This is a genomic window from Alteribacillus sp. JSM 102045, assembly GCF_041949975.1.
Lineage (GTDB): Bacteria > Bacillota > Bacilli > Bacillales > Marinococcaceae > Alteribacillus.
Map to the genome: position 1 here is coordinate 140,554 of NZ_JBHFQG010000002.1, position 26,321 is coordinate 166,874.

Below are 26,321 nucleotides of genomic sequence, written 5' to 3' on the forward strand. Positions count from 1 at the left end.
GACATAAAAATGGATTTATTATCAAAAAGCCGAAAAATCAATGACATGCTTCAAAAAACTGCAGGAGATCACGTGAATTTCAAGGATATGGCTGAAACGTTACGTGATGTTATTTCTGCGAATGTGTTCGTAGTGAGCCGTAGAGGAAAGTTACTTGGTTATGCAATTAAACAAGAAATTGAAAACGACCGAATGAAAAAAATGCTAGAAGAAAGACAGTTTCCAGAAGAATACACTTCCGGATTGTTTAAAATCGAAGAAACATCTCCTAATCTAAGTATTGAAAGTGAATATACTGCATTTCCTGTAGAAAGCAAAGAGCTTTTCAGTTCCGGTTTAACGACAGTAGTACCGATTATTGGGGGAGGACAGCGCCTAGGAACTCTCGTTCTAGCAAGGCTGAATGATTCCTTCGATAATGATGATCTCATTCTAGCAGAGTATGGCGCTACCGTTGTTGGAATGGAAATCCTGCATGAAAAAACGCAGGAAATTGAAGAGGAAGCAAGAAGTAAAGCAGTTGTTCAAATGGCGATCAGCTCTCTTTCCTACAGCGAATTAGAAGCAGTGGAGCATATTTTCGAAGAGCTGGAAGGAAAAGAAGGATTATTAGTAGCTAGTAAAATTGCTGACCGTGTAGGCATTACGAGATCTGTTATCGTAAACGCACTAAGAAAACTGGAAAGTGCCGGGGTTATAGAATCTCGTTCTCTAGGAATGAAAGGAACATACATTAAGGTACTTAATGATAAATTCCTTTATGAACTTGAAAAAATAAAAACAAGCGGCTGAATAAAATATGAAGAAAAACGGGTTGTCTCTGAAGTAGAGACAACCTTTTTTTCTTAACACCCGATGGTAATTCAGGAAGGCTCTTGGCACACAGAAGTAGAGGAAGAAAGATGGAACGTATAACCAAGGATTTGGTTTGAAGACCGAAGTTGGAGGAAGAGAGGAAATGCGACAGACCGGGTTGAAAAAGAATCACATATACACCACTGCCAACTTTCTAAATAAGGCTAAATAGGCACCGCCTGTAATGAAAAGAGAAAATCAAGCAAAACAGCCGGTTGTGAAAATAAATGCGATCGGCTGTTTACTATCCAAGGACTTTTAAATAGCTCAATTTTTAATACTACTAGGGTTTTTTAAATAAAAAAGAAGAAAATACAAGAAGAAAGACCTATTAAAATTTTTTGTGAACATTACGAATAGAGAGTACTCCTAATCGTTATGATAGATAATCAAGGGGTATCTTTATAGAACAATAGAATGAACCTTGCCAAAAACAATGAAAATACAATTAGTTCAACAGAACTATATAGTTAAAAAGAATTAGTATTTATGAAAATTTCAGGGTAGTACTATGTTAATAAATTAAAAAAGTGTTTAGACAAGGTTAGACAAATGTCGCATATTTTTATACAATTTGGGTAGTAATGGCTAAATATTTGTAGAATTAGGAAGTAACTGCCCAAATGTAATACATATTTAGTATCAACGACTAAAGTTTAATGTCTAAAGTCGCACAAAAGGGGAGAGGAGGATACAAATTTGGGATTATTTGATTCTAGTAATTTTCAAAACCTGGAGAACGGGATGAAAGGTGCTGCTCTAGAACAAAAAGCAATATCGCAAAACATTGCGAATATCGACACACCTAACTATAAGGCTAAACGTTCTCACTTTCAGCATACCCTTAATGAAGCCATTCAAAACCAGCAACTTCAAGCAAATCGCATGAATAATAAACATCTTCCATTTGGTAGTCAGCAGGAGGCGGCGTATGTAAGCGAGGATAATTCGACAATGTACAACCATAATGGAAATAACGTCGACATTGACAAAGAAATGTCGAATCTTGCAAAAAATCAAATCTATTATAATGCACTCATAGATCGGTTAAGTGGAAAGTTCAACAGTTTAAAAACAGCGGTGAGAGGTGGATAAAACAGTATGGGGATTTTTAATGGTATTAATGCTTCATCTTCTGCCCTTACAGCACAAAGGCTGCGCATGGATGTTACTTCATCTAATTTAGCTAATGCAGATTCTACCAGAGGCCGACTCGTCGACGGAGAATGGGAGCCTTACCGTAGGAAAATGGTCAGTATGTCTCCTAATCAATCAGAGTTTTCTTCTTTTTTACAGCAGGCAAAAGCGAAAAGTTCTTCAACAGCCGGAGAGGGCGTGAAAATAGATGGAATTATTGAGGATCAATCGCCATTTAAACAGGTATACGAGCCCGATCATCCAGAGGCAGATGAGGATGGCTTTGTTGAAATGCCAAATGTTGATCCCTTAAAAGAAATGGTCAACATGATGAGCGCAACCCGTTCCTATGAAGCAAACATTACCAGTATGAATGCTTCCAAAAATATGATGCTGAAAGCTCTGGAAATCGGAAGAGGGCAATAAAAACAGGGAGGTTAGCCTATGAGTAATCATCTAATAAACTCTTCATATGCCAATACATTAAACCAAGAACCATTGCGAACAAGTGAGAATCAAAAAACACCTGCAGAGGTGCAGGAAAATTTTAAAAATGCATTAAATAAGGCGCTTTCGGATATGAACGAATCACTGTTAGATTCAGATGAAATGACATCTAAGCTTGCGAGCGGAGAAGTGGAAGATCTACATGAAGTGATGGTTACAGCGGAAAAAGCAAGTGTATCACTTCAAACAACAGTAGAAATAAGAAATAAAGCATTAGAAGCCTACCGGGAGATTATGCGGATGCAAGTTTGATAGTGCATACCTGGTTTTGAGTTCAGCAGTCGGGAGGACCCATGAAAGAGAAGTTTATCACAATTAAAAATAAGACAATGGAATATTGGCGCAATCGAACAAAGGGGCAGAAAACTCTGATCATCGGATTTATTATACTTTTTCTTCTCGTTATATTTTTAACTGTCTTTTTTGGAACCCGTACTAATTATGCCCCTTTATATTCAGATCTTTCACCGGAAGAAACCGGCCAGATTAAGGAAACTCTTGACACTAGAGGCGTGCCATCTCAATTAATAGATGATGGCTTAACGATTCAAGTACCGGAAACACAAGTGGATGCTTTAAAAGTTGAACTAGCATCAGAAGGCATTCCCGAAAGCGGTTCGATTGATTATACATTTATTGAAGATCAGATGGGCTTTGGAATGACAGATAATGAATTTGATGTGTTGGAGCGTGCTGCTATGCAGACCGAGCTTGAAGGTCTCATACAGAACATAGAAGGGGTAGATGGGGCAAATGTCATGATCACGCTCCCTCAAGAATCAACATGGGTAGCTGAAGAAGATGAAGGAGCTTCTGCCTCTGTTGTTATTGATACCGGCGGAAGAAGCAGCATGGACCAGGTTCAGGTGAAAGCATTATATCACCTGGTTTCTAAAAGTGTGCCAGATCTATCTGTAGATAATATCGTCATCATGAATGAAAGGTTTGAGCATTTTGATTACGAAAATCAAGATTCCTCTCATTCGACATTAAACGCCTATGAGGAGCAGCGAAGCATTCAAGACGATATTGAAAAAGATATACAGTCTCAGATCCAGCAAATGCTTGGCACTATAATGGGCCCTGACAAAGTAGTCGTTTCAGTAACAACAGATATTGATTTTACTCAAGAAAATCGAGAAGAAGCTTTGGTGGAGCCCGTAGACGAAGAAAATATGGAAGGCATTGAAATCAGTGCCGAACGGATTACAGAAACGTATGAAGGTGCTTTCCCAGAAGAAGGCGGCGTCCCAGGAGCTGGAGAGGAAGGCGTAGCCAATTACCCTGCTGGCTTCGCAGCAGGAGATGGTGATTATGAACGAACCGAAGACAGAATTAACCATGAAGTGAATCGAATTCACCGGGAAATTGTCGAAAGCCCTTATAAAATTCGAGATTTAGGCATTCAGGTTATGGTAGAACCGCCTGACCCGGAAGATCCTGATTCATTAGCCCCGGAAAGCATTAATGACATCGAACAAATTTTAAGCACGGTGGTCAGCACTAGTATTGATGACTCATACTTAGATGAAGTTACAGAAGATCAGATTAATGACAAGATCTTCGTATCGGCTCAAGAATTTGCTGGGAAAATAGTTCTTGATTCTGAAGAAGGTACATCGATTCCGTTATGGATGTATATTTTGGCAGGGGTTATGGCTGCTGCAGTAATTGTACTGCTTATTCTTCTGCTTAGAAGAAGAAAAGACACAGAAGAAGACGATTTTTATATGGAGCAGATGACTGCAGAAGAAGAAGTCCCTAATTTACCAGAAGGTGAAGATTCAGAACAGACAACAAGACGAAAACAGCTGGAAAAGCTTGCAAAGGACAAACCAGAAGAATTTTCAAAATTATTACGGACCTGGCTGTCCGATGATTAGGAGGTTATCGTATTGCCAAAAGCTAGAGATACATTAAGCGGAAAACAGAAGGCTGCGATGCTCCTGATTTCCCTTGGTCCAGATGTTTCTGCTCAAGTATATAAGCACCTGAGCGAAGATGAGATCGAAAAACTGACTCTTGAAATCGCAAATGTGAGAAAGGTAGACAGCAGCACCAAAGAGAGTGTACTCGAAGAATTTTATCAAATTGCCGTAGCTCAAGATTATATAGATCAGGGCGGTATCGGTTATGCAAAAAGCGTGCTCGAAAAAGCCCTGGGCGAAAATGAAGCGATGCAGGTTATAAATAGACTCACTTCTACTTTGCAGGTAAAACCTTTTGATTTCGCCAGGAAGGCTGACCCGTCTCAAATATTAAACTTTATACAAAACGAACATCCGCAAACAATCGCCCTCATTTTATCTTATTTGGAATCAGTACAGGCTGGACAAATTTTATCTGAACTGCCCCAGGAGGTGCAGGCAGATGTGGCGAAGCGTATTGCGGTCATGGACAGTACCTCGCCTGAAATTGTGAATGAAGTAGAAAATATTTTAGAACAGAAGTTGTCAGCAACGGTAACTCAGGATTATACAGAAGCGGGCGGCATTGAGTCAGTGGTTGAAGTTTTAAACAGTGTAGACCGCAGTACAGAGCGAACAATATTAGATTCTCTTGAAATACAGGACCCTGAATTGGCAGAGGAAATTAAAAAGAGAATGTTTGTATTTGAAGATATTGTTACACTCGATAATCGTTCCATCCAAAGAGTCATCCGTGATGTAGAAAATGAAGACTTGCAGCTTGCATTAAAAGTCGCCAGTGAGGAAGTGCAAGATTTAGTATTTAATAATATGTCTCAGCGTATGGCTGATACCTTTAAAGAAGAAATGGAATTTATGGGACCGGTCCGCCTTCGCGATGTGGAAGAGTCTCAAACTAGAATTGTTGCTGTCATCCGAAAGCTTGAAGAATCCGGAGAAATCGTCATTGCCCGCGGCGGAGGGGATGATATTATTGTCTAGACTTATTAAGGCTCCCAATGCTTCTTCAGAGGTTTCAGCGAAACGTTCCATTCAATTAAGACCGGTAACTTCTCGTTTTAAAGCAGGGGAAGATAACGCTATTCATACAGAATACAGCGTAGAAGAGGTCAGGCAGCACGAATTAGAAGAGCAAACAGAAAAAGCAAAAGAAGAAAAAAAAGCTGCAGAAAAGCTGAAAGAACAAGCAGAAAGAGAATTAGAGCAAGCCAGAAAACAGATCAGTGATGAGGAAGAAGAATCTAAACAACGAATCGAACAAGCTTTTTCAGAAGCCCGGGACAATGGGTATAAAGAGGGGTTTGCGCAGGGTGTAAAAGACGGAAATGCGTCCTTAGAAGCAGCAGTAGAAGAAGTGCAGTACATTATTACTTCGGCAAAAGAAGAATATAAAAATTACCTTGAAAAAGCAGAACCAGTGATATTAGAGCTTGCTCTTGCAGTAGCCAACCGGGTCATCTATAAATCTTTAAACGATGAAGATGGTACTTGGCTTGAAATTGTAAAAAATGCAGTTCAAGAAGTAAAAGAGCATGAGGAAATTGCAATACATGTACCCGTATCTCGTTATGAAGAAACAAATCAACTGCGGCAGGAAATAGAAAATTTGCTGACTCACTCTGAAGACTTACTCCTTTTACCAGATAGTCAGTTAGAGGATGGCCAGTGTATTATTGAAACTTCTTACGGACGAGTAGATGCATCACTAGACAGTCAGCTGCAAGAATTAAAAACGAAGCTACAAGAAAGATTGAAAGAAGGCAATGAAAATGAAAGCAGTACATTTAACGGAGCTGGTACCCAGCATCAATCCATATAAACAATATGGAAAAGTGACGAGAGTAGTAGGTCTTACTATTGAATCCAAAGGTCCTAAAACATCTGTTGGGGATATTTGTCTTATTCATTCTCATGAAAAAAACAAACCAGTTACAGCTGAAGTTGTCGGGTTTAAAGATAAAAATGTTTTATTAATGCCTTTAAAACAAACGATGGATATTGGTCCTGGGTGCCTGGTAGAAGCAACAAGAAATCCTCTTCAAATTAAAGCCGGCAACGGCATTATTGGCAAAGTAATTGACGGCACCGGACAGCCGCTTGATGGTTCAGCTCTCCCAGAAGGGCTGGTTCGGGTAGGAACGGAAGCAGATCCACCGAACCCAATGCTAAGACCCAGAATAAAAAACCAGCTGTCATTGGGCGTTAAAGCCATTGACGGACTTCTCACCGTCGGGAAAGGACAGCGGGTTGGGATATTCGCAGGAAGCGGTGTTGGAAAAAGTACCCTTCTTTCCATGATTACCAGGCATTCCGAGGCGGATGTCAATGTTATCGCTCTTATTGGAGAAAGAGGGCGTGAAGTAAAAGATTTTATAGAGCGCGACCTTGGAGAAGAAGGTATGAAAAATTCAGTCCTGGTAGTAGCTACATCGGATCAGCCAGCTCTCATGAGGATAAAAGGAGCAATGACTGCTACGGCTGTTGCGGAATACTTTAGGGACCAAGGAAAACACGTCAATTTAATGATGGATTCGGTGACAAGATTTGCGATGGCACAGCGTGAAATTGGTTTGGCCATAGGAGAGCCTCCGACTACAAAAGGGTACACTCCATCTGTTTTTGCCCTTTTGCCAAGGCTGTTAGAACGCTCAGGCACGAGTGAAAAAGGTTCTATTACTGCGTTTTATACAGTTTTAGTAGATGGGGACGATATGAACGAGCCAATAGCAGACGCAGTAAGAGGGATACTCGACGGTCATCTTGTATTAGATCGAAAGTTAGCAGATAAAGGTCATTATCCAGCGATTAATGTCTTAAAAAGCGTCAGCAGAGTAATGAGTGAAATAGTAAGTGAAAAACACCGTCAGGCTGCAGAAAACTTTCGCCGGTATTTAGCAACATATTACGAATCAGAAGATCTCATAAGCATAGGAGCGTATAAAAAAGGTTCCTCAAAAGAAATTGACAAATCCTTAAAATTATACCCGGTTATGAAACGTTTTCTACAGCAAAACACCGATCACAGTCTTTCTTTTCAAGAAACCAATCAACTGCTGCAGGAGCAATTTTACAAAGGAGAATAAATATGGCCTTCCAATATTCTTTTCAAAAAATCTTGGAAATCAAAGAACGAGAAAAAGAAGAAAAAGAACAAGAATATCAACAATCTGTAGAGCAGTTTGAGAGTATGGCTACCGCTCTTTATGAACTTTTAAAACAAAAAGAACAAATGGAAGCTGTGTATCAAGAACGGATGAACAAAGGAATCTTAGTCAAAGAGCTTCAGATGAACGAAAAATTGGTGTTTCAGCTGCAGCAGGAAATACAACAAGTAAAATATAAAACGGACCAGGCAAGAGACGTTATGTACCAAAAAGAAAAAGAAATGCAGCAAGCTTCTATTGAATGGAAAAAATATAAAAAAGTAAAAGAATGGAAAAAAGAAGAATACGAACACCTTGTTAAAAAAGAAGAAGAAAAACAGATGGATGAAATTTCCAAAAGGCGATTCGCTAATATATAAAACATTATCATTAAGCTAGAGCTTGAAAATAGGTGAAGGTATGCCGAAAAAAACAACTGAAAAAAAGAGTGGAAAACTGCAATGGTTTTTTCTGATCATTTTTATTCCTACATTGTTTGCTGCCATTATTGCGGGTGTCCTTTTATCTATTTTAGGAGTAAATGTATTGGATTTAGGAAAGAATGCAGCATCTGACCTGCCGGTTGTATCATCCTTTTTTGAAGAAGAAGAGAACGAGACGGAAAATGAAATGTCAAGCAGGCCGACAGAAAAAGTTCTAAACGAAAAAGATCAGGAAATAACAGAGTTAGAGCAAGAGTTAGAAGATAAAGAAGAAGAGATTAGAAGTTTGGAAGAAACGTTAGAAGACCTGCAAATCGAAATGGAAACGGAAGAAGAGAATACAGAACAAACAAATATGGAATTAAAAGAGCTTGCTCAAGTCTATGAAAATATGTCAGCTGGAAAAGCGGCTGATATATTAGCTGAATTGGAAACAGAACAAATTTTGAGGCACATGGCTGAAATGAATACAGAAAGCAGAGCAGCAATTATTTCAAAGATGGAAGCAGAGCGGGCTGCTGAACTAATAGATGCGTTAGATGAATAAAATCTACGCTTTGAAAGGAAGTGAGATAGATGCAAATGATGCTTCAGGGGTTGTTGTCGCATAAATTAACAGAATCACAAGCTGCTTTACCGCAGAAGAGTGCCTCTAAAAACAATGATGGTGATGCTTTTTTGAAAGTGTTAGGAGATGTTATGCATCCGGAGATGAAAGAAAGATTTCTTGATGTGACAGCTGTGGAGGAATTAACTGTTGAAGATTTGCTTGCTGCATTATTTCAGAATGGAGAAGCACTGATTGAAGAATTTAAACAAGAATTAAATACTTTGTTTAAAAAAGAGTCGTTTGAATGGAGTGGCGAACTAGCAGCTCTTCTTAATAATTTCCCGAAAGAAGTACAAGATGCAGCAGAATCTTTGAACGATTTAAGCGGGGATGAAGCGTTGCAGCAAATTGAAAATTGGCTTTCGGGTGACATTGAAATATTACCTGCTGAAACGAAAGAACAGGAAAAGCTCTTTGCTGAATCCATAGCTGGCCTGTTTGGGGTTTTAAACCAGGTGCAAAACAATAAAAATCTCAGCTCAGCAGATAATCAAAAAGCAGTACCGCCTGAATTAAACCGAGCTATTACTTCCCTTGCCAATACCATTTTTCAAGGAAAGACAGGAGAGTTTACAGATATTAAAAAAGCAGTTGAGCAGCTGACCCGCTGGACAGAAAATCAAATGAATTCAAGCAGTAAACAGTCAGTTGAGCAATTTGTTCAGCAATTAAATAAGATCTCAGAAGCTGAAAGCTCCAATAAATCGAATTTTTTGCAGCAGCTGCTGCAAAGAGGAATCCCCTCTTCCGAAAGCAGCCTTAATAATACTCTCTCCGCTGCGTCTTCCCAGGATAACAGTGGAATGATGACAAAAGTTAAGATGATGGTAATGCACTTAGGAGAAAACAAAACAGAACATGCAAGAGGACAGGAATTTGTAAAGCAGCTGCAAAATTTGCTGGGGAAAAGCAGTTTGCAGTCTTTCAAAAATGGTACCCAAGAGCTTTCATTAAAGCTGCATCCTGAACATCTTGGCCGTGTGGACATTAAATTAGTCCAGCAAAATGGGCAGATCAATGCTCAGCTGTTGACTACGACAAAGACAGCAAGAGACATAGTAGAAAGTCAAATTCAGCAGCTACGCCATACATTGACACAGCAAAACATTCAAGTGGACAAAATAGAAATTACGCAGCAGCAGCCTTCTTATTTACAGCAGGAAGACCAGCAAAAAAAACAGCGTAACCATGAACCTCCTTTATATGAACAGGAAGAAGATCAATCAGAGGGGGAAAATAACCATTCTTTTGCTGAAATGTTAGAAGAGATGACTATTAATGAACAAGCGTAGGTGATAAATATGTCGAACACCATTCAAGAGACATATGCACTTCCATCAAAGGAAGAGTCTTTAATGAAGGAAAAACAAGACAGCAATATCTTGGGAAAAGATGATTTTCTTAAGATTTTAATGGCTCAGCTTCAAAATCAGGATCCGCTCAATCCAATGGAAGATAAAGAATTTGTTGCTCAAATGGCTCAATTTTCTTCCCTTGAACAAATGACGAATATGACATCAGCCATTGACAAGTTTGTAAAAGCACATGAAAGCGGCTCTCTTGTTCAACATAGCGAACTGATTGGAAAAAATGTAATATGGGAGCGTCAAGTGGAGAAAAACGGACAGCCGGCTGGAACGGAAGATGTTGAAAACATTGTAAAATCTGTAAAGCGCGATGGTGACGGAAATATTCGTTTACTTTTAGATGATGATCGATGGATTAATAGTGAACAGCTTGTACAAGTCGGAGATGTCCCATCTAGCGGAGGCAGGGAAGAAGACTTTGTGGATGAAGAGGAGAATGTACAAGATCCCCAGTAGATGACGGGATAAACGGCTCCCGTACAAGATATGGAAGAAGCGCAGTCTTCCCAAATAAATGAAACCGAAGAAGAGTTTTTGGGTTGATAAAAGTGAGAAAGGTTTGGAACACGGGAGGCGAAACATATGAATTCAACCATTCATACGAACGGCCTTCATCAATTGCCTCATCCTGGAACCTCACACCAAAAGCCAAAGACTGCAAACGATCAGACCTCCTTTAAAGATGTTTTGCAAAAGCAGCTTCAGACAAATGGAGAGCTGAAAATTAGTAAACATGCAGAAAAAAGGCTCCATAACCGAGATGTGGAGGTTACCAATGCAGAATGGAAGAAAATTTTTGAGAAAGTGGAAGAAGCAAAAAGCAAAGGAGTTACAGATTCGATTGTAATAACAAATAACGCTGCATTGGTGGTGAGCGCCAAAAATAATACGGTCATTACAGCGATGAACCGTGATGAGGCTTCTCGGCATATTTTTACAAACATTAATGGAACTATTGTGATAAAAGAATAACCGGCTCGACCTGATAAAGGAAGCCGCGGTACGGCTGAAGGAAAGACGCTGTACAAATGATTTTGATTAAAAGGGAGGATAAGGCACATGCTTCGTTCCATGTACTCCGGTATTTCCGGTATGAAAAACTTTCAACAAAAATTAGATGTTACAGCCAACAACATTTCTAACGTGAACACGTTCGGCTTTAAAAAAGGCAGAGCAACCTTTAAAGATATGGTCAGTCAGCAAATAGCAGGGGCAACTGGTCCAACTGACACGAGCGGCGGTTCCAATCCAAGACAAGTCGGTCTCGGCACTCAGCTGGGAAGTATTGATACGATCCACACCCAGGGAAGTCTGCAAAATACTAACCGGGAACTAGACCTCGGAGTTTCTGGAGATGGATTCTTTATGGTAGGGGAACACGCTGAAGGTTGGCCCGATGGTGATTTAGAAGATATTAATCTAGCAAATGAGGGAGCCAATGATGTAGAGGAGGCCTATGAAGGATTAAATATTAATTACACTAGAGCCGGTAATTTTTATTTGGATGAAGAAGGATATATTGTCAATGGTGATGGCAGGTATTTAATAGGGAAAACTAGTACTGAAACTGCCGATTTAGATGACGATGGTGAAGATGAATTAGTTGGAGTTGAAGATGTTGATGATTTAAATGAAGAGGAAATTGGGAGAATCCAGATTCTAACAAATGCTGAAAGCTTTAGTATAGGCGGAGATGGAAGTGTCAGCTTTGTTAATGCTGAAGGTGATTTACGAGTGGCCGGTCAAATCCAGTTGGCACAATTTCCTAACGCAGAAGGCCTTGAGAAAATAGGGGACAATCTTTATCAGGAAACAGATAACTCTGGAGAAAGATTAGAAAGCAACCCTGGAGAAGATGGGTCGGGTGAACTGGTAGCTGGTACGCTTGAAATGTCAAACGTAGACCTCTCGGAAGAATTCACCGAAATGATCACAGCCCAGCGCGGTTTCCAGGCCAATACACGCGGTATCACGACAGCAGATGAAGTACTTCAAGAGCTCATGAATTTGAAACGGTAAGCTTGCCATCAAAAGGAGGTTTGAGCCGGGACCGTCCTCCCGGCTCATCCAATATATATGATTCAACTTACTAAGTTAAATGATCAGACATTTTTGCTTAATATTCCGCTGATCGAACAGGTCGAAGCATTGCCGGATACGACGATTACCTTGATAAATGGGAAAAAGCTGGTCGTAAAAAAAAGCTTAAAAGAAGTAAACGACCTCGCAAGTGAATTTTACCGTCGAATCGGGTTAATGGGGGTATCAGCCAGGGAGGAGGATGATTAATATTGTTTCAAAATAGATTAGTGAACATTATGCTCATTATGATTATATCTATTACTCTTATTGGAGTAGTAACACTGGTGCTTTTCAATTATTTTTCCACACCGGAAGCTGGAGCTGAACCTACGATAGATGAAATTATTGAAAACTCATGGGGAACAGAAGAAATAACTACCAATCTTGATGACAAAACCTTTTTAAAAACTCAGTTCCGCATTCACGTAGACTCTGCCAAAGCAAAAGACGAACTGGAAAAACGCGATTTTCAAGTTAATAACCTAATTATTCATCAACTGGCGGGGATGAATTCTTCGGATATAAAAAGCCAGGAAGGGCTCGAGGAATTAGAATCTACTCTTCGTTTAAAGATAAACGACATTATGAAAGAAGGCAAAGTCATTCGCATCTATACAACAGAACGAATGATACAGTAATTTGCGCATGAAGGGGAAGGGAGGTGAAAAAGAGTGGCAGATGTTCTTTCACAAGGTGAAATAGATTCCTTATTATCCGCCCTGTCAACAGGGGAAATGGATGCGGATGAATTAAAAAAGGAAGAGTCCGAGAAAAAAGTAAAATCCTATGACTTTAAAAGAGCCCTTCGTTTTTCCAAAGACCAGATTCGGAGTCTATCCCGTATTCATGAAAATTTTGCTAGGCTCTTAACGACAACTTTTTCCGCACAATTGAGGACATTTGTACAGATTTCCGTTGCATCGGTTGATCAGCTTCCTTATGACGAATTCATTCGTTCGATCCCAAAAATGACATTACTTAACGTATATGAAGCTTATCCCCTGGATGGACGTCTGCTTATGGAAGTAAATCCAAACATAGGTTATGCCATGCTGGACAGGCTTCTCGGCGGAAAGGGCACAAGCATTAATAAAGTAGATAATTTAACAGAAATAGAAACGAAAATAATGACCCAGATGTTTCAGCGAATGCTTGAAACGTTTCAGAGCGCCTGGGAATCTGTTTTAGAAATTGACCCGGTTATGCAGGATATCGAAGTAAACCCCCAGTTTTTGCAAATGGTATCCCCAAACGAAACGGTGGTGGTTATTTCTTTATCAACTACAATTGGAGAAACAACCGGAATGGTGAATATATGCCTTCCTCACGTTGTTTTAGAAGAAATACTGCCAAAATTGTCAGTACATTACTGGATGCAGACAAAGAAAAAACAACGAGATGAAACCGAAGTAGTGGCACTCGAACATACGGTTAAATCTGCACCGTTAACTTTGCAGGCCATCCTTGGGAGTTCCGAGATCACCATTGAAGAGTTTTTACATTTAAACGAAGGAGATGTCATTGAACTCGACCAAAATATTCACGATCCGCTGCTTCTTACAGCTGGTGGAGAGCCAAAGTATTACGGACAACCAGGACAATTAAACCGCCATATGGCGATGCAGATCACTGAAGAATTGGAGGAGGGGGATTAGCATGAATGATGATATGCTCTCTCAGGAAGAAATTAATGAATTACTAAAAAGTGTCGGCGGAGATGACGATGATGATACAAATCAAGAAGAGCCGCAGTCTGCTGAGGCAGCAACACCCTCGCAAAGCAGCAATCAATTGAACATTGAAGATTATTTGAATTCTATTGAACAAGATGCACTGGGGGAAATAGGAAATATTTCTTTTGGCAGTGCAGCAACCGCACTATCTCAGCTTTTAAATCAAAAAGTTGATATCACGACACCAAGAGTATCACTCGTGCAGCAGGAAGAGCTCGATGAAGAATTCCCACAGCCGCATGTAGCCGTTCATGTCCAGTACACAGATGGATTTGAAGGTACTAATCTGTTAGTTATTAACACAACAGATGCAGCAATTATTGCAGACTTAATGCTTGGAGGAGACGGAACCAATCCATCAGGGGATATGGGTGAAATGCATATTAGTGCTGTGCAGGAAGCAATGAATCAAATGATGGGATCCGCCTCCACGTCCATGTCTACGATATTCAATAAGAGAGTAGATATTTCACCGCCCGGCATTGATCTTATGGATGTAAAAGAATCACGAGGTACAAGCAACATTCCAAATGATGATATGCTTGCCAAAATTTCGTTTCATTTGAAAATCGGCGACCTTATTGATTCATCTATTATGCAGCTTGTTACCATTCCATTTGCAAAGCAGATGGTTGATGATTTAATGAATCCCCCTTCTGAAAAAGAAGAAGGACAAATAGAGGAAAAGCCAGCGTCCGAAAAACCTTCCCCTTCTGATAGAGAGAATGTACGCCATGCTTCTTCACCTGCGCCTTCCAAGATAGGACCAGCTGCAACTTATCCGTATGAACAGCATAAAGAAAGGCAGCAGGATCAGCAGTTTTTAGGCGGCGGCAGTACAGAACAGCAGCGTATGAAAAATATTCAATCAGCCGAATTTTCTTCATTTGATGCACCTTCTTTAAACGAACCTGAATCAAAAAATCTTAATATGCTGCTCGATATTCCGCTTGACGTAACAGTTGAACTAGGGAGAACACAACGTTCTATTAAAGATATTTTAGAATTTTCTCAGGGCTCTATTATCGAGCTGGACAAACTTGCTGGAGAGCCTGTCGATATTCTTGTTAATCAAAAATTAGTGGCAAATGGCGAAGTCGTTGTCATCGATGAAAACTTTGGAGTTCGGGTTACCGACATTGTCAGCCAGGCAGACCGAATCAAAAAATTAAAATAAACAATTACTCAAGGAGGAACGAAACGTGGCACATTCTGTGTTAATTGTTGATGATGCATCATTTATGCGAATGATGATTAAAGATATCCTTGTAAAAAATAACTATGAAATAGCCGCTGAGGCGAAAGACGGTCAGGAAGCGGTAGAGTTATATAAAGAATTGTCTCCTAACCTCGTAACGATGGATATCACTATGCCGGAAAAGGATGGAATTGCTGCTTTAAAAGAAATAAAATCATTTGATCCAAATGCAAAAATCATTATGTGTTCAGCGATGGGCCAGCAGGCAATGGTGATTGATGCCATTCAAGCAGGGGCCAAAGATTTCATTGTGAAACCTTTTCAGGCAAACCGGGTGCTTGAAGCAATAAATAAAACGCTGGGTTGATTAGCGGAGGGTATGAAGGTGAAGAGGAAAACATCACGATGGAAAATCTTAATTGCTATTGGGATTTTGATATGGGCTGGTTTGGGGCAATCTACAGCAGCAGAAGAAGAGGATCGAACGATAAGCGAGGCACTGCAGCAAGATAATGAAGCAGAAGGTACCACTAACACCGAAGCAGAAGCCGCTAATAATGAAGACAGAGCTTTAAATGAAGACACACAGCTGGTAGAGGACCGAAGTGCATTTGCTATACTACTTCAATTAGTTCTTGCTCTCGGAGCAGTAATAGCTATTATGTATTTTCTCTTAAAGTTTATAAACAAAAGAACACAGAGGTTTCAATCTAATCAAACGATGCAGAATCTCGGAGGTGTTCCGCTTGGGCAAAACAAATCGGTTCAGCTCATTAAAGTAGGAGATCGTCTTTTAGTAGTTGGTGTAGGCGACTCTATTCAACTATTAAAAGAAATAGAAAACGAAGAACTAGAAGAGCTGCTTTCTTCGTATGACGGTTCGGAGCCATCCTGGGGAGAAAAAGGAGCATCTTACTTAAGCAGACTGCTAAAGAAATCTCCTTCTCATGATGAATCAGAAACTTCTTCGTTTCAGAAAGTGTTTAAGGACCAGCTTGGCGAAATGAAGCAAACAAGAAAGAAAGCTCGTCACCGTTTAAAGGAGTATGACTAATGATTTTTTTTATACCTGGTGTGGACTTTGGCAATTTCATAAGTGAGGATCCATCTGATCTTGCTACAACACTGCAATTAGTACTACTGATCACTGTCCTTTCCCTTGCGCCAGCCATTTTAGTATTAATGACGAGCTTTACTAGAATTGTTATTGTTCTATCGTTTGTACGAATGGGGCTTGCCACCCAACAAATGCCACCCAATCAAGTATTAATCAGCTTAGCACTATTTATGACCTTTTTTATTATGGCTCCTGTTTTTTCCGAAGTGAATGAAGAGGCGCTGACACCAATGCTTGAGGGGGAAATGAACCAGGAGGAAGCGTTTGATGAAGCAGCCCGTCCAATGAAAGAATTCATGTCCGATCATACTCGGGAGAAAGATTTGGCATTATTTATGGGATACGCTGGAATGGAGAGACCTGAAACCCTTGAGGACATTCCATTAACAGCTTTAATTCCGGCATTTGCTATTAGTGAATTGAAAACGGCCTTTCAAATTGGGTTCTTAATTTTCGTGCCTTTTCTTGTAATTGATATGATCGTGGCAAGTGTGCTTATGTCCATGGGGATGATGATGCTCCCGCCGGTTATGATTTCGCTTCCTTTTAAAATATTATTGTTTGTGCTTGTGGATGGATGGTATTTAATTGTCGAGTCGCTCTTAATAAGTTATTAGCGATGTAATTTTTCTAGTAGGTGATTTATAAATGACAGCAGAAACAGTCATTAATCTGGCAGAAAATGGGGTGTGGACCGTCTTTTTTGTAGCGGGGCCTCTTCTTGTTGTTGCGCTCGTGCTCGGGTTTGGTGTAGCCATTTTTCAAGCAACCACCCAAATCCAGGAACAGACACTTGCGTTTATACCGAAAATATTAGGAGTGCTTGCTTCATTAGTTATTTTTGGGCCATGGATGTTATCTCAGCTTATTAATTTTACGTATCAGATATTAAATAATCTTCATGAATTTATAGGGTAGTAATGATGACTTTAGAATGGATGAACCAATTACCAGTATTCTTACTGGTTTTAATCAGGGTACTGGCGTTTTTTACTAGCATGCCTCTCTTTTCCTATCGGACAATACCTGCTTCTTTTAAAGTAGGACTTGGTGTTTTTTTTGCATTTATTATTGTTTTTACGATTGAAACGCCAGACATGGAAGTAGACAGCACTTATATTTTATTAATTTTTAAAGAATTGCTTGTAGGCCTAAGCATTGGTCTTTTAGCAGGAATGATCATTTATGCGGTGCAAGTGGCTGGTATGTTTTTAGATATTGCTTTTGGTTTTTTAATGGCAAACGTGATTGATCCGCAAACAGGAGCCCAAAGTCCTCTTATGGGCGGGTATTTGTACAATTTTACATTACTGTTTTTGCTGGCGGTAGATGGCCATCATCTCATTTTGGACGGGATTTATTATAGTTACGAATTTATTCCATTAGATCAGCTTGCACTCCCTTTTGGGGAAGAGGCAGTTGCATATCATATCCTTACCTCTTTTAGCACAATGTTTATGATAGCTTTTCAAATGAGTTTTCCGATTATAGGCTCTCTTTTTCTTGTGGATGTAGCTCTTGGCATGATGTCGAGAGCAGTTCCGCAAATGAATATATTTGTTGTCGGTCTTCCACTTAAAATATTTGCCGGACTGCCGATTTTAGCCATTACTATGCCGGCTTTTTTCATGGCAGCGGACCGGCTTTTTGATGAAATGTTCACGGCCATGCGTACGTTAATGGAAATGCTTGGAGGAGCATAATATGAAGCTTAGATTAAACCTCCAGTTTTTTGCTCAGGAAAAAACGGAAAAAGCTACACCAAAAAAGAAACAGGAAACGCGAAAGAAAGGACAGGTGCCAAAGAGCACAGATGTTAATACGGCGCTGATATTGCTGGCAATCTTTCTGTTTATGTTTCTCTACGCTGGTGTACTAGGAACTCACATATTTACTATGATGGAGCATGTTTTTCAAGAATATATACAATGGGATATCAATGAGAGCACGATTCCTGCCATTTTTAAACAACTAAGCATGGAAACGGCTATCGTGATACTTCCGATTATGCTTGTGGCACTGGTGGTCGGTATGGGGGCTTCTATGCTCCAGGTCGGCTTTATGTTTACTCCTGAAGCCATCAAATTTAAATTGGAAAAGATCAACCCTTTAAGCGGGTTTAAACGAATTTTTTCTTTAAGAGCACTGGTAGAATTCCTGAAATCGATGTTAAAAATATCTTTTGTTGGCGTGCTTGTCTTCACGATCATTTGGCTGAGCTTGGACTCATTAATGTTTTTATCTCAAAAAAGCGTGTCAGATGGTTTTGGACAAATAGCAAGACTGACCGGGATTATCGGGGTGTCGGTGGCACTTCTTCTCCTTTTTTTGTCTATCCCGGATTATATCTATCAAAGGTACGATCATGAAAAACAAATCCGGATGTCCAAGCAGGATGTAAAAGATGAACACAAAAAAATGGAAGGCGATCCTCTCATTAAGTCCAAACGCCGAAAAAAACAAATGGATATGGCGATGCAGCGCATGATGCAGGAAGTGCCAAAAGCAGATGTAGTCATTACAAATCCTACGCATTTTGCGATTGCTCTTACATACGAAGAAGAAAAAATGGCAGCCCCTAAAATTACGGCCAAAGGAGCAGATTTCATTGCTCTTCGGATGAAGACCATTGCAAAAAACAACGATGTGATCATGGTTGAAAATAAACCACTGGCTAGAGCTCTGTATCAGCAGACAGATTTAGGGGACGAAGTACCGGAAGAGTTATTTAAAGCAGTAGCCGAAGTACTCGCTTATGTCTACCGGTTAAAAAATGAACTTATATGAAAATAGGAAGAAATAAAAGGAGTATTATTTATGGGAGCAAGAGAGTTTTCTGTATTACTAGGTGTTATCTTAATCGTTATTATGCTTATTATACCGCTGCCAACGGTGATGCTGGATATTTTGATTATTATTAATATTTCTCTTGCTCTTGTTATCATTTTAGTTTCGATGAACACCAAAGAGCCTTTGGAATTTTCGATTTTTCCAACATTGCTTTTGCTTGTTACCTTGTTTCGTTTAGGTCTTAATGTTTCGACTACTCGGTCCATTCTAGGAAATGCCGAAGCAGGCAATGTTATTGACACCTTTGGTAATTTTGTTATTGGCGGCAGTGCATTAGTCGGTTTTGTCGTATTTTTAATTTTAATTATTATTCAATTTGTCGTTATTGTAAAAGGTGCTGAACGTGTTTCTGAAGTTGGGGCGCGTTTTACATTAGACGCCATGCCCGGTAAGCAAATGAGTATTGATGCGGATTTAAATGCCGGCATGATATCAGAGCAGGAAGCAAAAGGACGACGCGAAAAAATTGAACAAGAAGCTGATTTTTATGGTTCTATGGACGGCGCTAGTAAGTTTGTAAAAGGGGATGCGATAGCAGGAATTGTTATCGTCATTATAAATATGATTTTTGGCCTTGTGATCGGAATGGTAGAACATGGCATGGGGGTTGGAGAGGCAGCGAATACATACACTCTGCTCACAGTCGGTGACGGCCTTGTCAGTCAAATACCTGCCTTACTCGTCTCAACGGCAACAGGGATTGTCGTTACCCGGGCAGCATCAGAAGGCAACCTCGGTCATGACGTAACCAAACAGCTTTTTGCTTATCCGACGATGATTTTTGTTGCAGCAGGAGTTATTTTTCTGCTCGGTGTTTTTACGCCTATTCAGATTTTGTTAACAACTGCTATAGCAGCTGCACTTGTATTAATAGGGTATGTCCTTAAACAAGCGGAACAAAAAGCAGTACGCGAAGAAAAAGAGCCCGAAGAAGAATTGGAAGAAGATGATATGAAATCGCCTGAAAATGTGGTTAATTTGTTAACGATAGATCCGATAGAATTTGAGTTTGGCTACGGATTGATTCCATTAGCTGATGCAAATCAGGGCGGTGACCTGCTTGACAGAGTTGTCATGATCAGACGTCAGCTTGCTCTTGAAATGGGGATGGTGGTCCCGGTCATCCGTATACGAGATAACATTCAGCTGCAGCCAAATGAGTATGTCATTAAAATGAGGGGAAATGAAGTAGCTGCCGGTGAATTACTGCTTGATCATTATATGGCAATGAGTCCTGGTGTAGAAGATGAAAATATAACCGGTATTGAAACAACGGAACCTGCCTTTGGCTTGCCGGCTTTGTGGATTGGAGAAGAAATGAAAGAGCAGGCAGAGCTTGTGGGCTATACGGTGGTAGATCCTCCGTCTGTTGTCTCTACTCATTTAACCGAAATTATAAAAGCAAACGCTCATGAACTCCTTGGCCGGGAAGAAACGAAGCAGCTTGTTGATCATTTAAAAGAAAGCTATCCGACCCTCGTGGAAGAAGTCACCCCGAATCCGCTTGGATTGGGAGATATTCAAAAAGTATTATCGAACCTTTTAAAAGAAAAGGTATCCATTCGAAATTTGCCGACTATTTTTGAGACGCTGGCTGAATATGGTCCTTTAACAAAAGACATGACCCTGATTACGGAGTATGTACGTCAAGCTCAATCAAGACAGATTACAAAGCAGTATTCTTCCCCTGGAGAACCATTATATGTCGTAACGATGAGCGGCAATGCAGAGAAGAAAATAGCTGACGCTGTACAGCAAACAGAGCACGGCAATTATTTAGCAATGAATCCGGAGGACTCTCAGTCCTTAGTAGAAAAAATCGGTAAAGAAGCAGAAAGGCTAACAGAAATGGGACAATCACCTATACTGCTCTGTTCACCAGCGGTGAGAATGTATATCCATCAGATGATTGAACGGTTTTTTCCGCAAGTTCCTGTGCTGTCTTACAATGAGCTTGAGCCGAATGTGGAAGTCCAAAGCGTGGGAGTGGTGAATGCAGAATGAAAGTAAAAAAATTTACTGCTAAAGATATGCCGGAAGCTATGAAAAAAATTAGAACAGAATTAGGTGAAGAGGCAGTTATCTTAAACTCTAAAAACGTAAATTCTGGCGGTGTTTTCGGCTTTTTTAAAAAGAAAAGTATAGAGGTTATTGCAGCAATGGATGATACAACGCGATCACCAGCAAAAAACCCTAAGCATTATCGTCCAGATAATACGTGGTCTCAAGAACATCCTAGTTCTTCGCCATTAAAGCCAAAAGAAGATTTAAAACAGGAAGTTCAGGAATTAAAACAAATGATCGCTTCGTTGCAAAATCAAGAAACGATAGCTAGCAAAGAGGGTTATCCTGCTCCTGTTCAGGCGATGGACAACGCATTGAAAGAACAGGAAATAAATGAAAATGTTAGATACCAACTAATAAAAGATTTATTGTCTGAGTGGTACCGTACCGATAACCCTGATAACTATTTGGTGAAGGAATGGACGAAAGCTTTTCTTAAGAGACTATTACAGCAAGTTAAATGCGGTCCGTCTCATCAAACAAAAAAGATTATTAATCTAGTAGGCCCAACCGGTGTAGGCAAGACAACAACTATTGCAAAAATTGCAGCTTATTATCATTTAGAACAAAAAAATTCTGTCGCTTTTATAACTACGGATACATACCGCATCGGCGCAGTAGAACAGCTGAAAACTTATGCCAAAATATTGGATGTTCCTATTGAGGTAGCTTATTCTTTAGACGATTTTCAGACAGCAAAAGAAAGATTCCGAGATAAAGATTTTATACTTGTGGATTCAGCAGGGCGTAATTTCAGAAATCCTGCTTATGTAAAAGAGCTGCGAAAATTAATTGACTTTGATGAAGATATGTCTACATATCTTGTATTAGCTCTAACATCAAAATATAAAGATATGAAGCATATTTATGAGCAGTTTTCCCTTATTCCAATCGATAAGTTTATTTTCACCAAAAAAGATGAAACATCTTATGTTGGAGCGATGGTCAATATGATGGCTGAGACACATAAGGGGGCTGCCTATATTACCCATGGTCAAAGTGTTCCTGATGATATGGAAGCGGCTGAACCAGAGAAAATCACAGACTGGATTGTAGAGGGGGATGGCCATGTATGACCAAGCTCAGCATTTAAGAAGAGTGATGGAGCATAAAAATGAAGGCACGGCCAGAAATACGAAAGTCATTTCAGTTATCAGCGGAAAGGGCGGAGTAGGGAAATCAAACATTTCTTTAAGTTTCTCCCTTTCTCTGGCAGAACTAGAAAAAAAAGTATTATTATTTGATCTTGATATTGGGATGGCAAACATTGATATTTTAATGGGAATGTCGCCTTCCTCTCATATAGTGGATGTCATTGAACAAGACCGCACTATTTGGGACATTATGGAAGAAGGACCGGGGGGCATCCAATTGGTGGCAGGAGGATCAGGCTTAACTAACATTTTTGAAATGACAGCTGCGAAACAAGAACGCTTTTCGCAGCAAATGAGTCTTTTAGATGGGTATTTTGATTACATTATTTTTGATATGGGTGCAGGTGCAAGTGATGACAGTTTAAATTTTATTTTATCTTCTAATGAAACAATTATTATTACAACCCCTGAACCTACTTCTATTACTGATGCGTATGCGATGGTGAAATACATTTATTCCAAAGAGCCGTCATTGCCGGGCTCCATCCTTGTTAATCGGACGGAATCAAAAAAAGAAGGACAGCAGACAGCAGAGAACCTCAAAAGAGCAGCAATGCGTTTTTTAGGGAAAGAGTTAGCTGTTCTTGGAAGTGTACCGTATGACAAGCAAGTGTTAAAGGCCGTAAAAAAGCAAACTCCGTTCAGCCTAAAATATCCTGCTTCCCCGGCTTCTCAGGCTATAAAAACTTGTGCAAAGGCGTATTTAGGAAAGAATAACGTTGATGAGAAACCAGCATACCGCCATTTTTTAAATCAGATTAAAGGCTTTTTGAAAAAGGGGGCTGGGAAGTGATTGATGTATTAGTCGTAGATGATTCCGCCTTTATGAGGAAGCTCCTATCTGATTTTATTAATGAACAATCTAATATGAAGGTAAAAGATATTGCTCGCAACGGAAAAGACGCCTTACTAAAATTAAAACACCGCAGCTATGATGTTATTACTCTTGATATTGAAATGCCTGAAATGAATGGGTTAGAAGCGTTAAGAAAAATTATGTCAGAGCATCCTTATCCGGTGGTAATGGTTAGTTCTTTAACACAAGAAGGTGCCAAACAGACCATTCAGGCCATGGAAGAAGGAGCGGTGGATTTTGTTGCCAAACCTTCAGGGGCGATCTCCTTAGATTTGCACCTCGTCAAAAATGAACTAGTTTATAAGATTAAAGCAGCTGCGAATGTAAACATAAGTGCTCATATTGCCTCGAACAAAATCAGGCAGCACTCATCTTTACAAGAAACGCTGCAATATAAGTCTGGAGATAAAAATTTTTTAGCTATCGGGACATCTACAGGAGGACCTAAAGCATTGCAGAAAGTTCTTCCGCATCTAAAAGCAGATTTTCCAGCACCGATTTTTATTGTTCAACATATGCCCCCAGCTTTTACTCGTTCATTAGCAGATCGACTTGATCAATTAAGCAATATAACAATAAAAGAAGCAGACGATGGTGAAATTGTTAAAAAAGGAAAAGCTTACATTGCTCCAGGAGGAAAGCATTTAACTGTAAGAAAAATGGGCCGGTCTCTTATTACTGAAGTGACAAGTGCTCCTCCGCAAAATAGCCATCGTCCTTCTGTAGATGTGCTTTTTTCTTCATTAGCAGAGTTAGAGGATTATAGTGGAGCTGCTCTCATTATGACTGGGATGGGCAGTGACGGTGCTAAAGGATTAGTAGAAATGAAAAAAAGACAGTCCTGCGTTGCTTTGACAGAATCACAAAATACAGCCATCGTTTATGGAATGCCAAAAGCAGCAGCAGAAACGGCAGGAGCCGACTATATTTTAGACCTTCATGAAATTGCTCCATTTTTAAATCAATCATTTTGCAATAAGTAAAATACATGTAAAGGCGGGAGAGAAATGGACGTTGTTCAACAAATAAAACCGTTTCATCTAGATGTACTAAAAGAAGCGGGAAACATCGGAGCTGGAAACGCAGCCACTGCGTTATCACAGTTATTAAACAAAAAAATAGATATGAAAGTGCCTTCTGTCCGAGTTGCTGGTTTTCAGGAAATGCAAGCGTTAGCAGGAGGGGAAGAAACCGTAGTGGCAGGTACGTTTCTTCGCATAACAGGTGAAGCTCCCGGCAGCATGTTTCTGATATTGCAAAAAGAAGAAGCAGAAGAATTATCTTATTATCTTACAGGCAAAGAAGTAGATATTGCAGGGGAATCATTTGATGAAATAGCTGCTTCTGCTTTGCAGGAATTAGGAAATATTCTTGCTGGTTCCTATTTGTCTGCTCTATCTGATTTTACATCGATTAATATGCAGCCTTCTGTCCCTTCATTGGCTGTGGATATGGCAGGAGCACTAATGAGCGCAGGATTAGTTGAAATTTCTCAAGCTGGAGATTACGCCATCGTTATTGATACCGTTATGGAGGAAGCGGAAAATACATCCATGTCCTCAACAGGCCAGTTTTTTCTTCTGCCTGATCCTCTTGCATTTGAGAAAATTTTTAAAGCCTTAGGAGTAGAACTGTTATGAAGCTTGGAGAAAAGAAGGTAGTCAAAGTAGGAATGGCTGATTGGAAAGAAGTACAGCCACCAGATATTATTCGTACTTCCGGGCTTGGCTCTTGTGTCGGTGTTGTTATTTATGATGTGAGAAAAAAACATGCAGCCTTGGCTCATATTATGCTGCCTGATTCAACGATGGCGCAAAATAAAGACATTAATCGAGCAAAGTTTGCAGATACAGCTTTAAGCGATGCCTTATCTCTTTTACAGAAAAAAGGCTGTACTCTTCAAAATATCAAAGCAAAAATAGCAGGAGGTGCCCAAATGTTCTCCTTCTCTTCCATTAACGATATTATGAGAATTGGCCCAAGAAATGCCGAAGCAGTAAAAAGTATCCTGCAGAACTATCACATAACGGTTACCGCAGAAGACACAGGCGGAAACAAAGGAAGGACGATTGAATTTGATCCAGACCTGCAAACTCTTCATATACGTACGGTCAATCAAGGAGAGGCCGTGATTTAATGAAATTTGATACGTGGAAAACCAATGTTTTAACAGCTTTCATAGGATTTTTAATCTTTTTTCTATTATCTTTTCAAGTAAATCTATTAACCACATCATTGATAAGAGCAGGGTTTGCTGGCTTAACGTTCTTTATCATTACCTTTTTGTTTCGGTATATGCTAAAAAAAATTCAAGCTGAAACAGAGGAAAAAAACAAACCAGAAATGGACATCGACAACTCTGAAGAAAAGGAGAGCAGAGAACCAGAGGAAATACAAAACAACAGTGCTCTCTCAGAAGAAGACATCGAAACAGCTTCTCGTCTAATTAAAGAAAAACTGAACGAATGAAAGGAGGCTCATTATGTCACGTTCAACAACGCACGCTCATCAAGAAATATGGGATAAATGGATGAAAGATGGTGATGAAGATGCTGCTGATCAATTGGTGGAAGCCTATATGCCGCTTGTTCATTACCATGTGCAGCGAATTGGATCAGGGCTTCCTAAAAATGTAGCGAAAGAAGAATTGATCAGTCATGGGTTAGCAGGATTATATGATGCTATGAAAAAATTTGATTTCGCCAGGGATTTGAAGTTCGATACATATGCCTCATTCCGCATCCGCGGAGCCATCATTGATGGCTTGCGTCAAGAAGACTGGATGCCCAGATCTTTAAGAGAAAAAGCAAAAAAAGTAGAGGAAACAATGGAGAATCTTGAACAGGAATATAGCCGTTATGTGTCAGAAGAAGAAGTAGGCAGGGTTTTAAACATGACCGGAGATGAAGTAAGAAAAATTACAGCAGAGAGCTTTTTTGCAAATACCCTGTCTATTGATGAAGAAACACCGGAAGGCGAACGAGAAGAAACCTATAGAGCGTCGATTGAAGACAGAGCTTCTCCTTCCCCGGAAGAAACATTAGTCAAGTCCGCTGCACTGCATGAACTTGCTGATGTTATTCAGGACTTATCGGAAAAAGAAAAAACGGTCATCGGTTTATTTTATCAAGATGAGATGACATTAACAGAAATCGGAGAGATTATGAGTCTTTCCACGTCCCGTATATCTCAAATTCATTCTAAAGCTCTTTTTCGTTTGAAGCAGGCCCTTCAAAAGCGATGGAAGGACTAAATTCTATATCTATCCTTTACTGCA

Annotated in this window: 32 protein-coding genes; all 32 read left to right on the top strand. The window is 39.8% G+C overall.

The genetic code is table 11. The features are described from left to right. The first annotated feature begins 9 nt into the window (after positions 1–9). Positions 10–792 (top strand): GTP-sensing pleiotropic transcriptional regulator CodY, encoded by a 783-nt coding sequence (gene codY, locus ACE1TI_RS02215; protein ID WP_375005936.1) that lies wholly within the window; start codon positions 10–12, stop codon positions 790–792. A gap of 762 nt (positions 793–1,554) precedes the next feature. Continuing rightward, positions 1,555–1,950 (top strand): flagellar basal body rod protein FlgB, encoded by a 396-nt coding sequence (flgB, locus tag ACE1TI_RS02220; RefSeq protein ID WP_375005937.1) that lies wholly within the window; start codon positions 1,555–1,557, stop codon positions 1,948–1,950. 6 nt (positions 1,951–1,956) lie between these two features. After that, a complete protein-coding gene (flgC, locus tag ACE1TI_RS02225; RefSeq protein ID WP_375005938.1) occupies positions 1,957–2,418 on the top strand; it encodes a flagellar basal body rod protein FlgC in 462 nt (153 codons plus the stop codon). Between the two features lie 18 nt (positions 2,419–2,436). After that, positions 2,437–2,751 carry a flagellar hook-basal body complex protein FliE gene (gene fliE / locus ACE1TI_RS02230; protein ID WP_375005939.1) on the top strand — a complete coding sequence of 105 codons (315 nt, stop codon included), beginning with the start codon at positions 2,437–2,439 and terminating at the stop codon, positions 2,749–2,751. A gap of 41 nt (positions 2,752–2,792) precedes the next feature. Continuing rightward, positions 2,793–4,382, top strand: a complete 1,590-nt coding sequence (fliF, locus tag ACE1TI_RS02235) for a flagellar basal-body MS-ring/collar protein FliF (protein ID WP_375005940.1) — start codon at positions 2,793–2,795, stop codon at positions 4,380–4,382. A gap of 12 nt (positions 4,383–4,394) precedes the next feature. Continuing rightward, a complete protein-coding gene (fliG, locus tag ACE1TI_RS02240; RefSeq protein ID WP_375005941.1) occupies positions 4,395–5,408 on the top strand; it encodes a flagellar motor switch protein FliG in 1,014 nt (337 codons plus the stop codon). After that, positions 5,401–6,246, top strand: a complete 846-nt coding sequence (gene fliH / locus ACE1TI_RS02245) for a flagellar assembly protein FliH (RefSeq protein WP_375005942.1) — start codon at positions 5,401–5,403, stop codon at positions 6,244–6,246. The genes fliG and fliH overlap by 8 nt, the downstream gene beginning before the upstream one ends. After that, positions 6,197–7,510 carry a flagellar protein export ATPase FliI gene (gene fliI / locus ACE1TI_RS02250; RefSeq protein WP_375005943.1) on the top strand — a complete coding sequence of 438 codons (1,314 nt, stop codon included), beginning with the start codon at positions 6,197–6,199 and terminating at the stop codon, positions 7,508–7,510. Before fliH ends, fliI begins: the two co-directional genes overlap by 50 nt. 2 nt (positions 7,511–7,512) lie before the next feature. After that, positions 7,513–7,950 (top strand): flagellar export protein FliJ, encoded by a 438-nt coding sequence (gene fliJ / locus ACE1TI_RS02255; protein WP_375005944.1) that lies wholly within the window; start codon positions 7,513–7,515, stop codon positions 7,948–7,950. 40 nt (positions 7,951–7,990) lie between these two features. Then, positions 7,991–8,560, top strand: a complete 570-nt coding sequence (locus ACE1TI_RS02260) for a magnesium transporter MgtE N-terminal domain-containing protein (RefSeq protein ID WP_375005945.1) — start codon at positions 7,991–7,993, stop codon at positions 8,558–8,560. 29 nt (positions 8,561–8,589) lie between these two features. Continuing rightward, on the top strand, positions 8,590–9,915 hold the full coding sequence (locus tag ACE1TI_RS02265; protein WP_375005946.1) for a flagellar hook-length control protein FliK: 1,326 nt from the start codon (positions 8,590–8,592) through the stop codon (positions 9,913–9,915). A 9-nt stretch (positions 9,916–9,924) separates the two neighbouring features. Beyond that, positions 9,925–10,446, top strand: coding sequence for a flagellar hook assembly protein FlgD (flgD, locus tag ACE1TI_RS02270; RefSeq protein WP_375005947.1), 522 nt, complete (start codon positions 9,925–9,927; stop codon positions 10,444–10,446). 126 nt (positions 10,447–10,572) lie between these two features. After that, positions 10,573–10,962 (top strand): TIGR02530 family flagellar biosynthesis protein, encoded by a 390-nt coding sequence (locus ACE1TI_RS02275; protein WP_375005948.1) that lies wholly within the window; start codon positions 10,573–10,575, stop codon positions 10,960–10,962. 87 nt (positions 10,963–11,049) lie between these two features. Then, positions 11,050–12,009, top strand: a complete 960-nt coding sequence (gene flgG / locus ACE1TI_RS02280; protein WP_375005949.1) for a flagellar basal body rod protein FlgG — start codon at positions 11,050–11,052, stop codon at positions 12,007–12,009. Positions 12,010–12,066: 57 nt separating this feature from the next. Continuing rightward, entirely contained in the window at positions 12,067–12,279 is a 213-nt protein-coding gene (locus tag ACE1TI_RS02285; protein WP_375005950.1) for a flagellar FlbD family protein, read from the top strand. A 2-nt stretch (positions 12,280–12,281) separates the two neighbouring features. After that, positions 12,282–12,710, top strand: a complete 429-nt coding sequence (fliL, locus tag ACE1TI_RS02290; RefSeq protein ID WP_375005951.1) for a flagellar basal body-associated protein FliL — start codon at positions 12,282–12,284, stop codon at positions 12,708–12,710. Between the two features lie 33 nt (positions 12,711–12,743). Beyond that, the gene (gene fliM / locus ACE1TI_RS02295) at positions 12,744–13,727 is read left to right on the top strand and encodes a flagellar motor switch protein FliM (protein WP_375005952.1); all 984 of its coding nucleotides are present in this window, start codon (positions 12,744–12,746) and stop codon (positions 13,725–13,727) included. 1 nt (position 13,728) lies between these two features. Beyond that, a complete protein-coding gene (gene fliY, locus ACE1TI_RS02300; RefSeq protein ID WP_375005953.1) occupies positions 13,729–14,982 on the top strand; it encodes a flagellar motor switch phosphatase FliY in 1,254 nt (417 codons plus the stop codon). 25 nt (positions 14,983–15,007) lie between these two features. After that, positions 15,008–15,370 carry a response regulator gene (locus tag ACE1TI_RS02305; protein ID WP_375005954.1) on the top strand — a complete coding sequence of 121 codons (363 nt, stop codon included), beginning with the start codon at positions 15,008–15,010 and terminating at the stop codon, positions 15,368–15,370. An 18-nt stretch (positions 15,371–15,388) separates the two neighbouring features. Next, the gene (fliO, locus tag ACE1TI_RS02310) at positions 15,389–16,057 is read left to right on the top strand and encodes a flagellar biosynthetic protein FliO (RefSeq protein WP_375005955.1); all 669 of its coding nucleotides are present in this window, start codon (positions 15,389–15,391) and stop codon (positions 16,055–16,057) included. After that, the gene (gene fliP, locus ACE1TI_RS02315; protein WP_375005956.1) at positions 16,057–16,737 is read left to right on the top strand and encodes a flagellar type III secretion system pore protein FliP; all 681 of its coding nucleotides are present in this window, start codon (positions 16,057–16,059) and stop codon (positions 16,735–16,737) included. Before fliO ends, fliP begins: the two co-directional genes overlap by 1 nt. A gap of 31 nt (positions 16,738–16,768) precedes the next feature. Beyond that, complete coding sequence (fliQ, locus tag ACE1TI_RS02320; RefSeq protein ID WP_375005957.1) at positions 16,769–17,038, top strand: flagellar biosynthesis protein FliQ; 270 nt, start codon at positions 16,769–16,771, stop codon at positions 17,036–17,038. A gap of 5 nt (positions 17,039–17,043) precedes the next feature. After that, positions 17,044–17,823: a flagellar biosynthetic protein FliR gene (gene fliR, locus ACE1TI_RS02325; RefSeq protein ID WP_375005958.1), complete on the top strand. Its 780-nt coding sequence runs from the start codon at positions 17,044–17,046 to the stop codon at positions 17,821–17,823. A 1-nt stretch (position 17,824) separates the two neighbouring features. Further along, on the top strand, positions 17,825–18,907 hold the full coding sequence (gene flhB / locus ACE1TI_RS02330; protein WP_375005959.1) for a flagellar biosynthesis protein FlhB: 1,083 nt from the start codon (positions 17,825–17,827) through the stop codon (positions 18,905–18,907). 30 nt (positions 18,908–18,937) lie between these two features. Further along, the gene (gene flhA, locus ACE1TI_RS02335; protein ID WP_375005960.1) at positions 18,938–20,974 is read left to right on the top strand and encodes a flagellar biosynthesis protein FlhA; all 2,037 of its coding nucleotides are present in this window, start codon (positions 18,938–18,940) and stop codon (positions 20,972–20,974) included. Next, positions 20,971–22,110: a flagellar biosynthesis GTPase FlhF gene (gene flhF / locus ACE1TI_RS02340; RefSeq protein ID WP_375005961.1), complete on the top strand. Its 1,140-nt coding sequence runs from the start codon at positions 20,971–20,973 to the stop codon at positions 22,108–22,110. Before flhA ends, flhF begins: the two co-directional genes overlap by 4 nt. After that, positions 22,103–22,981 carry a MinD/ParA family protein gene (locus ACE1TI_RS02345; protein WP_375005962.1) on the top strand — a complete coding sequence of 293 codons (879 nt, stop codon included), beginning with the start codon at positions 22,103–22,105 and terminating at the stop codon, positions 22,979–22,981. Before flhF ends, ACE1TI_RS02345 begins: the two co-directional genes overlap by 8 nt. Beyond that, on the top strand, positions 22,978–24,027 hold the full coding sequence (locus ACE1TI_RS02350; RefSeq protein ID WP_375005963.1) for a protein-glutamate methylesterase/protein-glutamine glutaminase: 1,050 nt from the start codon (positions 22,978–22,980) through the stop codon (positions 24,025–24,027). Before ACE1TI_RS02345 ends, ACE1TI_RS02350 begins: the two co-directional genes overlap by 4 nt. 24 nt (positions 24,028–24,051) lie before the next feature. After that, complete coding sequence (locus tag ACE1TI_RS02355; protein WP_375005964.1) at positions 24,052–24,684, top strand: chemotaxis protein CheC; 633 nt, start codon at positions 24,052–24,054, stop codon at positions 24,682–24,684. Continuing rightward, entirely contained in the window at positions 24,681–25,181 is a 501-nt protein-coding gene (locus ACE1TI_RS02360) for a chemotaxis protein CheD (protein WP_375005965.1), read from the top strand. The genes ACE1TI_RS02355 and ACE1TI_RS02360 overlap by 4 nt, the downstream gene beginning before the upstream one ends. Beyond that, the gene (locus ACE1TI_RS02365; protein WP_375005966.1) at positions 25,181–25,513 is read left to right on the top strand and encodes a hypothetical protein; all 333 of its coding nucleotides are present in this window, start codon (positions 25,181–25,183) and stop codon (positions 25,511–25,513) included. The genes ACE1TI_RS02360 and ACE1TI_RS02365 overlap by 1 nt, the downstream gene beginning before the upstream one ends. A 13-nt stretch (positions 25,514–25,526) precedes the next feature. Then, positions 25,527–26,297: a FliA/WhiG family RNA polymerase sigma factor gene (locus tag ACE1TI_RS02370; protein ID WP_375005967.1), complete on the top strand. Its 771-nt coding sequence runs from the start codon at positions 25,527–25,529 to the stop codon at positions 26,295–26,297. The last annotated feature ends 24 nt before the right edge of the window (positions 26,298–26,321 follow it).

Excerpts from the sequence above, each read along its gene's own strand:
- fliY (WP_375005953.1), top strand. The coding sequence starts at position 13,729 with ATGAATGATGATATGCTCTCTCAGGAAGAAATTAATGAATTACTAAAA.
- fliI (WP_375005943.1), top strand. The coding sequence starts at position 6,197 with ATGAAAGCAGTACATTTAACGGAGCTGGTACCCAGCATCAATCCATAT.
- ACE1TI_RS02370 (WP_375005967.1), top strand. The coding sequence starts at position 25,527 with ATGTCACGTTCAACAACGCACGCTCATCAAGAAATATGGGATAAATGG.
- ACE1TI_RS02260 (WP_375005945.1), top strand. The coding sequence starts at position 7,991 with ATGCCGAAAAAAACAACTGAAAAAAAGAGTGGAAAACTGCAATGGTTT.
- fliF (WP_375005940.1), top strand. The coding sequence starts at position 2,793 with ATGAAAGAGAAGTTTATCACAATTAAAAATAAGACAATGGAATATTGG.
- fliE (WP_375005939.1), top strand. The coding sequence starts at position 2,437 with ATGAGTAATCATCTAATAAACTCTTCATATGCCAATACATTAAACCAA.
- ACE1TI_RS02275 (WP_375005948.1), top strand. The coding sequence starts at position 10,573 with ATGAATTCAACCATTCATACGAACGGCCTTCATCAATTGCCTCATCCT.
- flgG (WP_375005949.1), top strand. The coding sequence starts at position 11,050 with ATGCTTCGTTCCATGTACTCCGGTATTTCCGGTATGAAAAACTTTCAA.
- fliJ (WP_375005944.1), top strand. The coding sequence starts at position 7,513 with ATGGCCTTCCAATATTCTTTTCAAAAAATCTTGGAAATCAAAGAACGA.
- flhF (WP_375005961.1), top strand. The coding sequence starts at position 20,971 with ATGAAAGTAAAAAAATTTACTGCTAAAGATATGCCGGAAGCTATGAAA.
- ACE1TI_RS02360 (WP_375005965.1), top strand. The coding sequence starts at position 24,681 with ATGAAGCTTGGAGAAAAGAAGGTAGTCAAAGTAGGAATGGCTGATTGG.
- ACE1TI_RS02355 (WP_375005964.1), top strand. The coding sequence starts at position 24,052 with ATGGACGTTGTTCAACAAATAAAACCGTTTCATCTAGATGTACTAAAA.
- flhB (WP_375005959.1), top strand. The coding sequence starts at position 17,825 with ATGAAGCTTAGATTAAACCTCCAGTTTTTTGCTCAGGAAAAAACGGAA.
- flgD (WP_375005947.1), top strand. The coding sequence starts at position 9,925 with ATGTCGAACACCATTCAAGAGACATATGCACTTCCATCAAAGGAAGAG.
- codY (WP_375005936.1), top strand. The coding sequence starts at position 10 with ATGGATTTATTATCAAAAAGCCGAAAAATCAATGACATGCTTCAAAAA.
- fliQ (WP_375005957.1), top strand. The coding sequence starts at position 16,769 with ATGACAGCAGAAACAGTCATTAATCTGGCAGAAAATGGGGTGTGGACC.
- flhA (WP_375005960.1), top strand. The coding sequence starts at position 18,938 with ATGGGAGCAAGAGAGTTTTCTGTATTACTAGGTGTTATCTTAATCGTT.
- ACE1TI_RS02265 (WP_375005946.1), top strand. The coding sequence starts at position 8,590 with ATGCAAATGATGCTTCAGGGGTTGTTGTCGCATAAATTAACAGAATCA.
- fliR (WP_375005958.1), top strand. The coding sequence starts at position 17,044 with ATGACTTTAGAATGGATGAACCAATTACCAGTATTCTTACTGGTTTTA.
- ACE1TI_RS02365 (WP_375005966.1), top strand. The coding sequence starts at position 25,181 with ATGAAATTTGATACGTGGAAAACCAATGTTTTAACAGCTTTCATAGGA.
- fliP (WP_375005956.1), top strand. The coding sequence starts at position 16,057 with ATGATTTTTTTTATACCTGGTGTGGACTTTGGCAATTTCATAAGTGAG.
- flgC (WP_375005938.1), top strand. The coding sequence starts at position 1,957 with ATGGGGATTTTTAATGGTATTAATGCTTCATCTTCTGCCCTTACAGCA.
- ACE1TI_RS02345 (WP_375005962.1), top strand. The coding sequence starts at position 22,103 with ATGTATGACCAAGCTCAGCATTTAAGAAGAGTGATGGAGCATAAAAAT.
- ACE1TI_RS02285 (WP_375005950.1), top strand. The coding sequence starts at position 12,067 with ATGATTCAACTTACTAAGTTAAATGATCAGACATTTTTGCTTAATATT.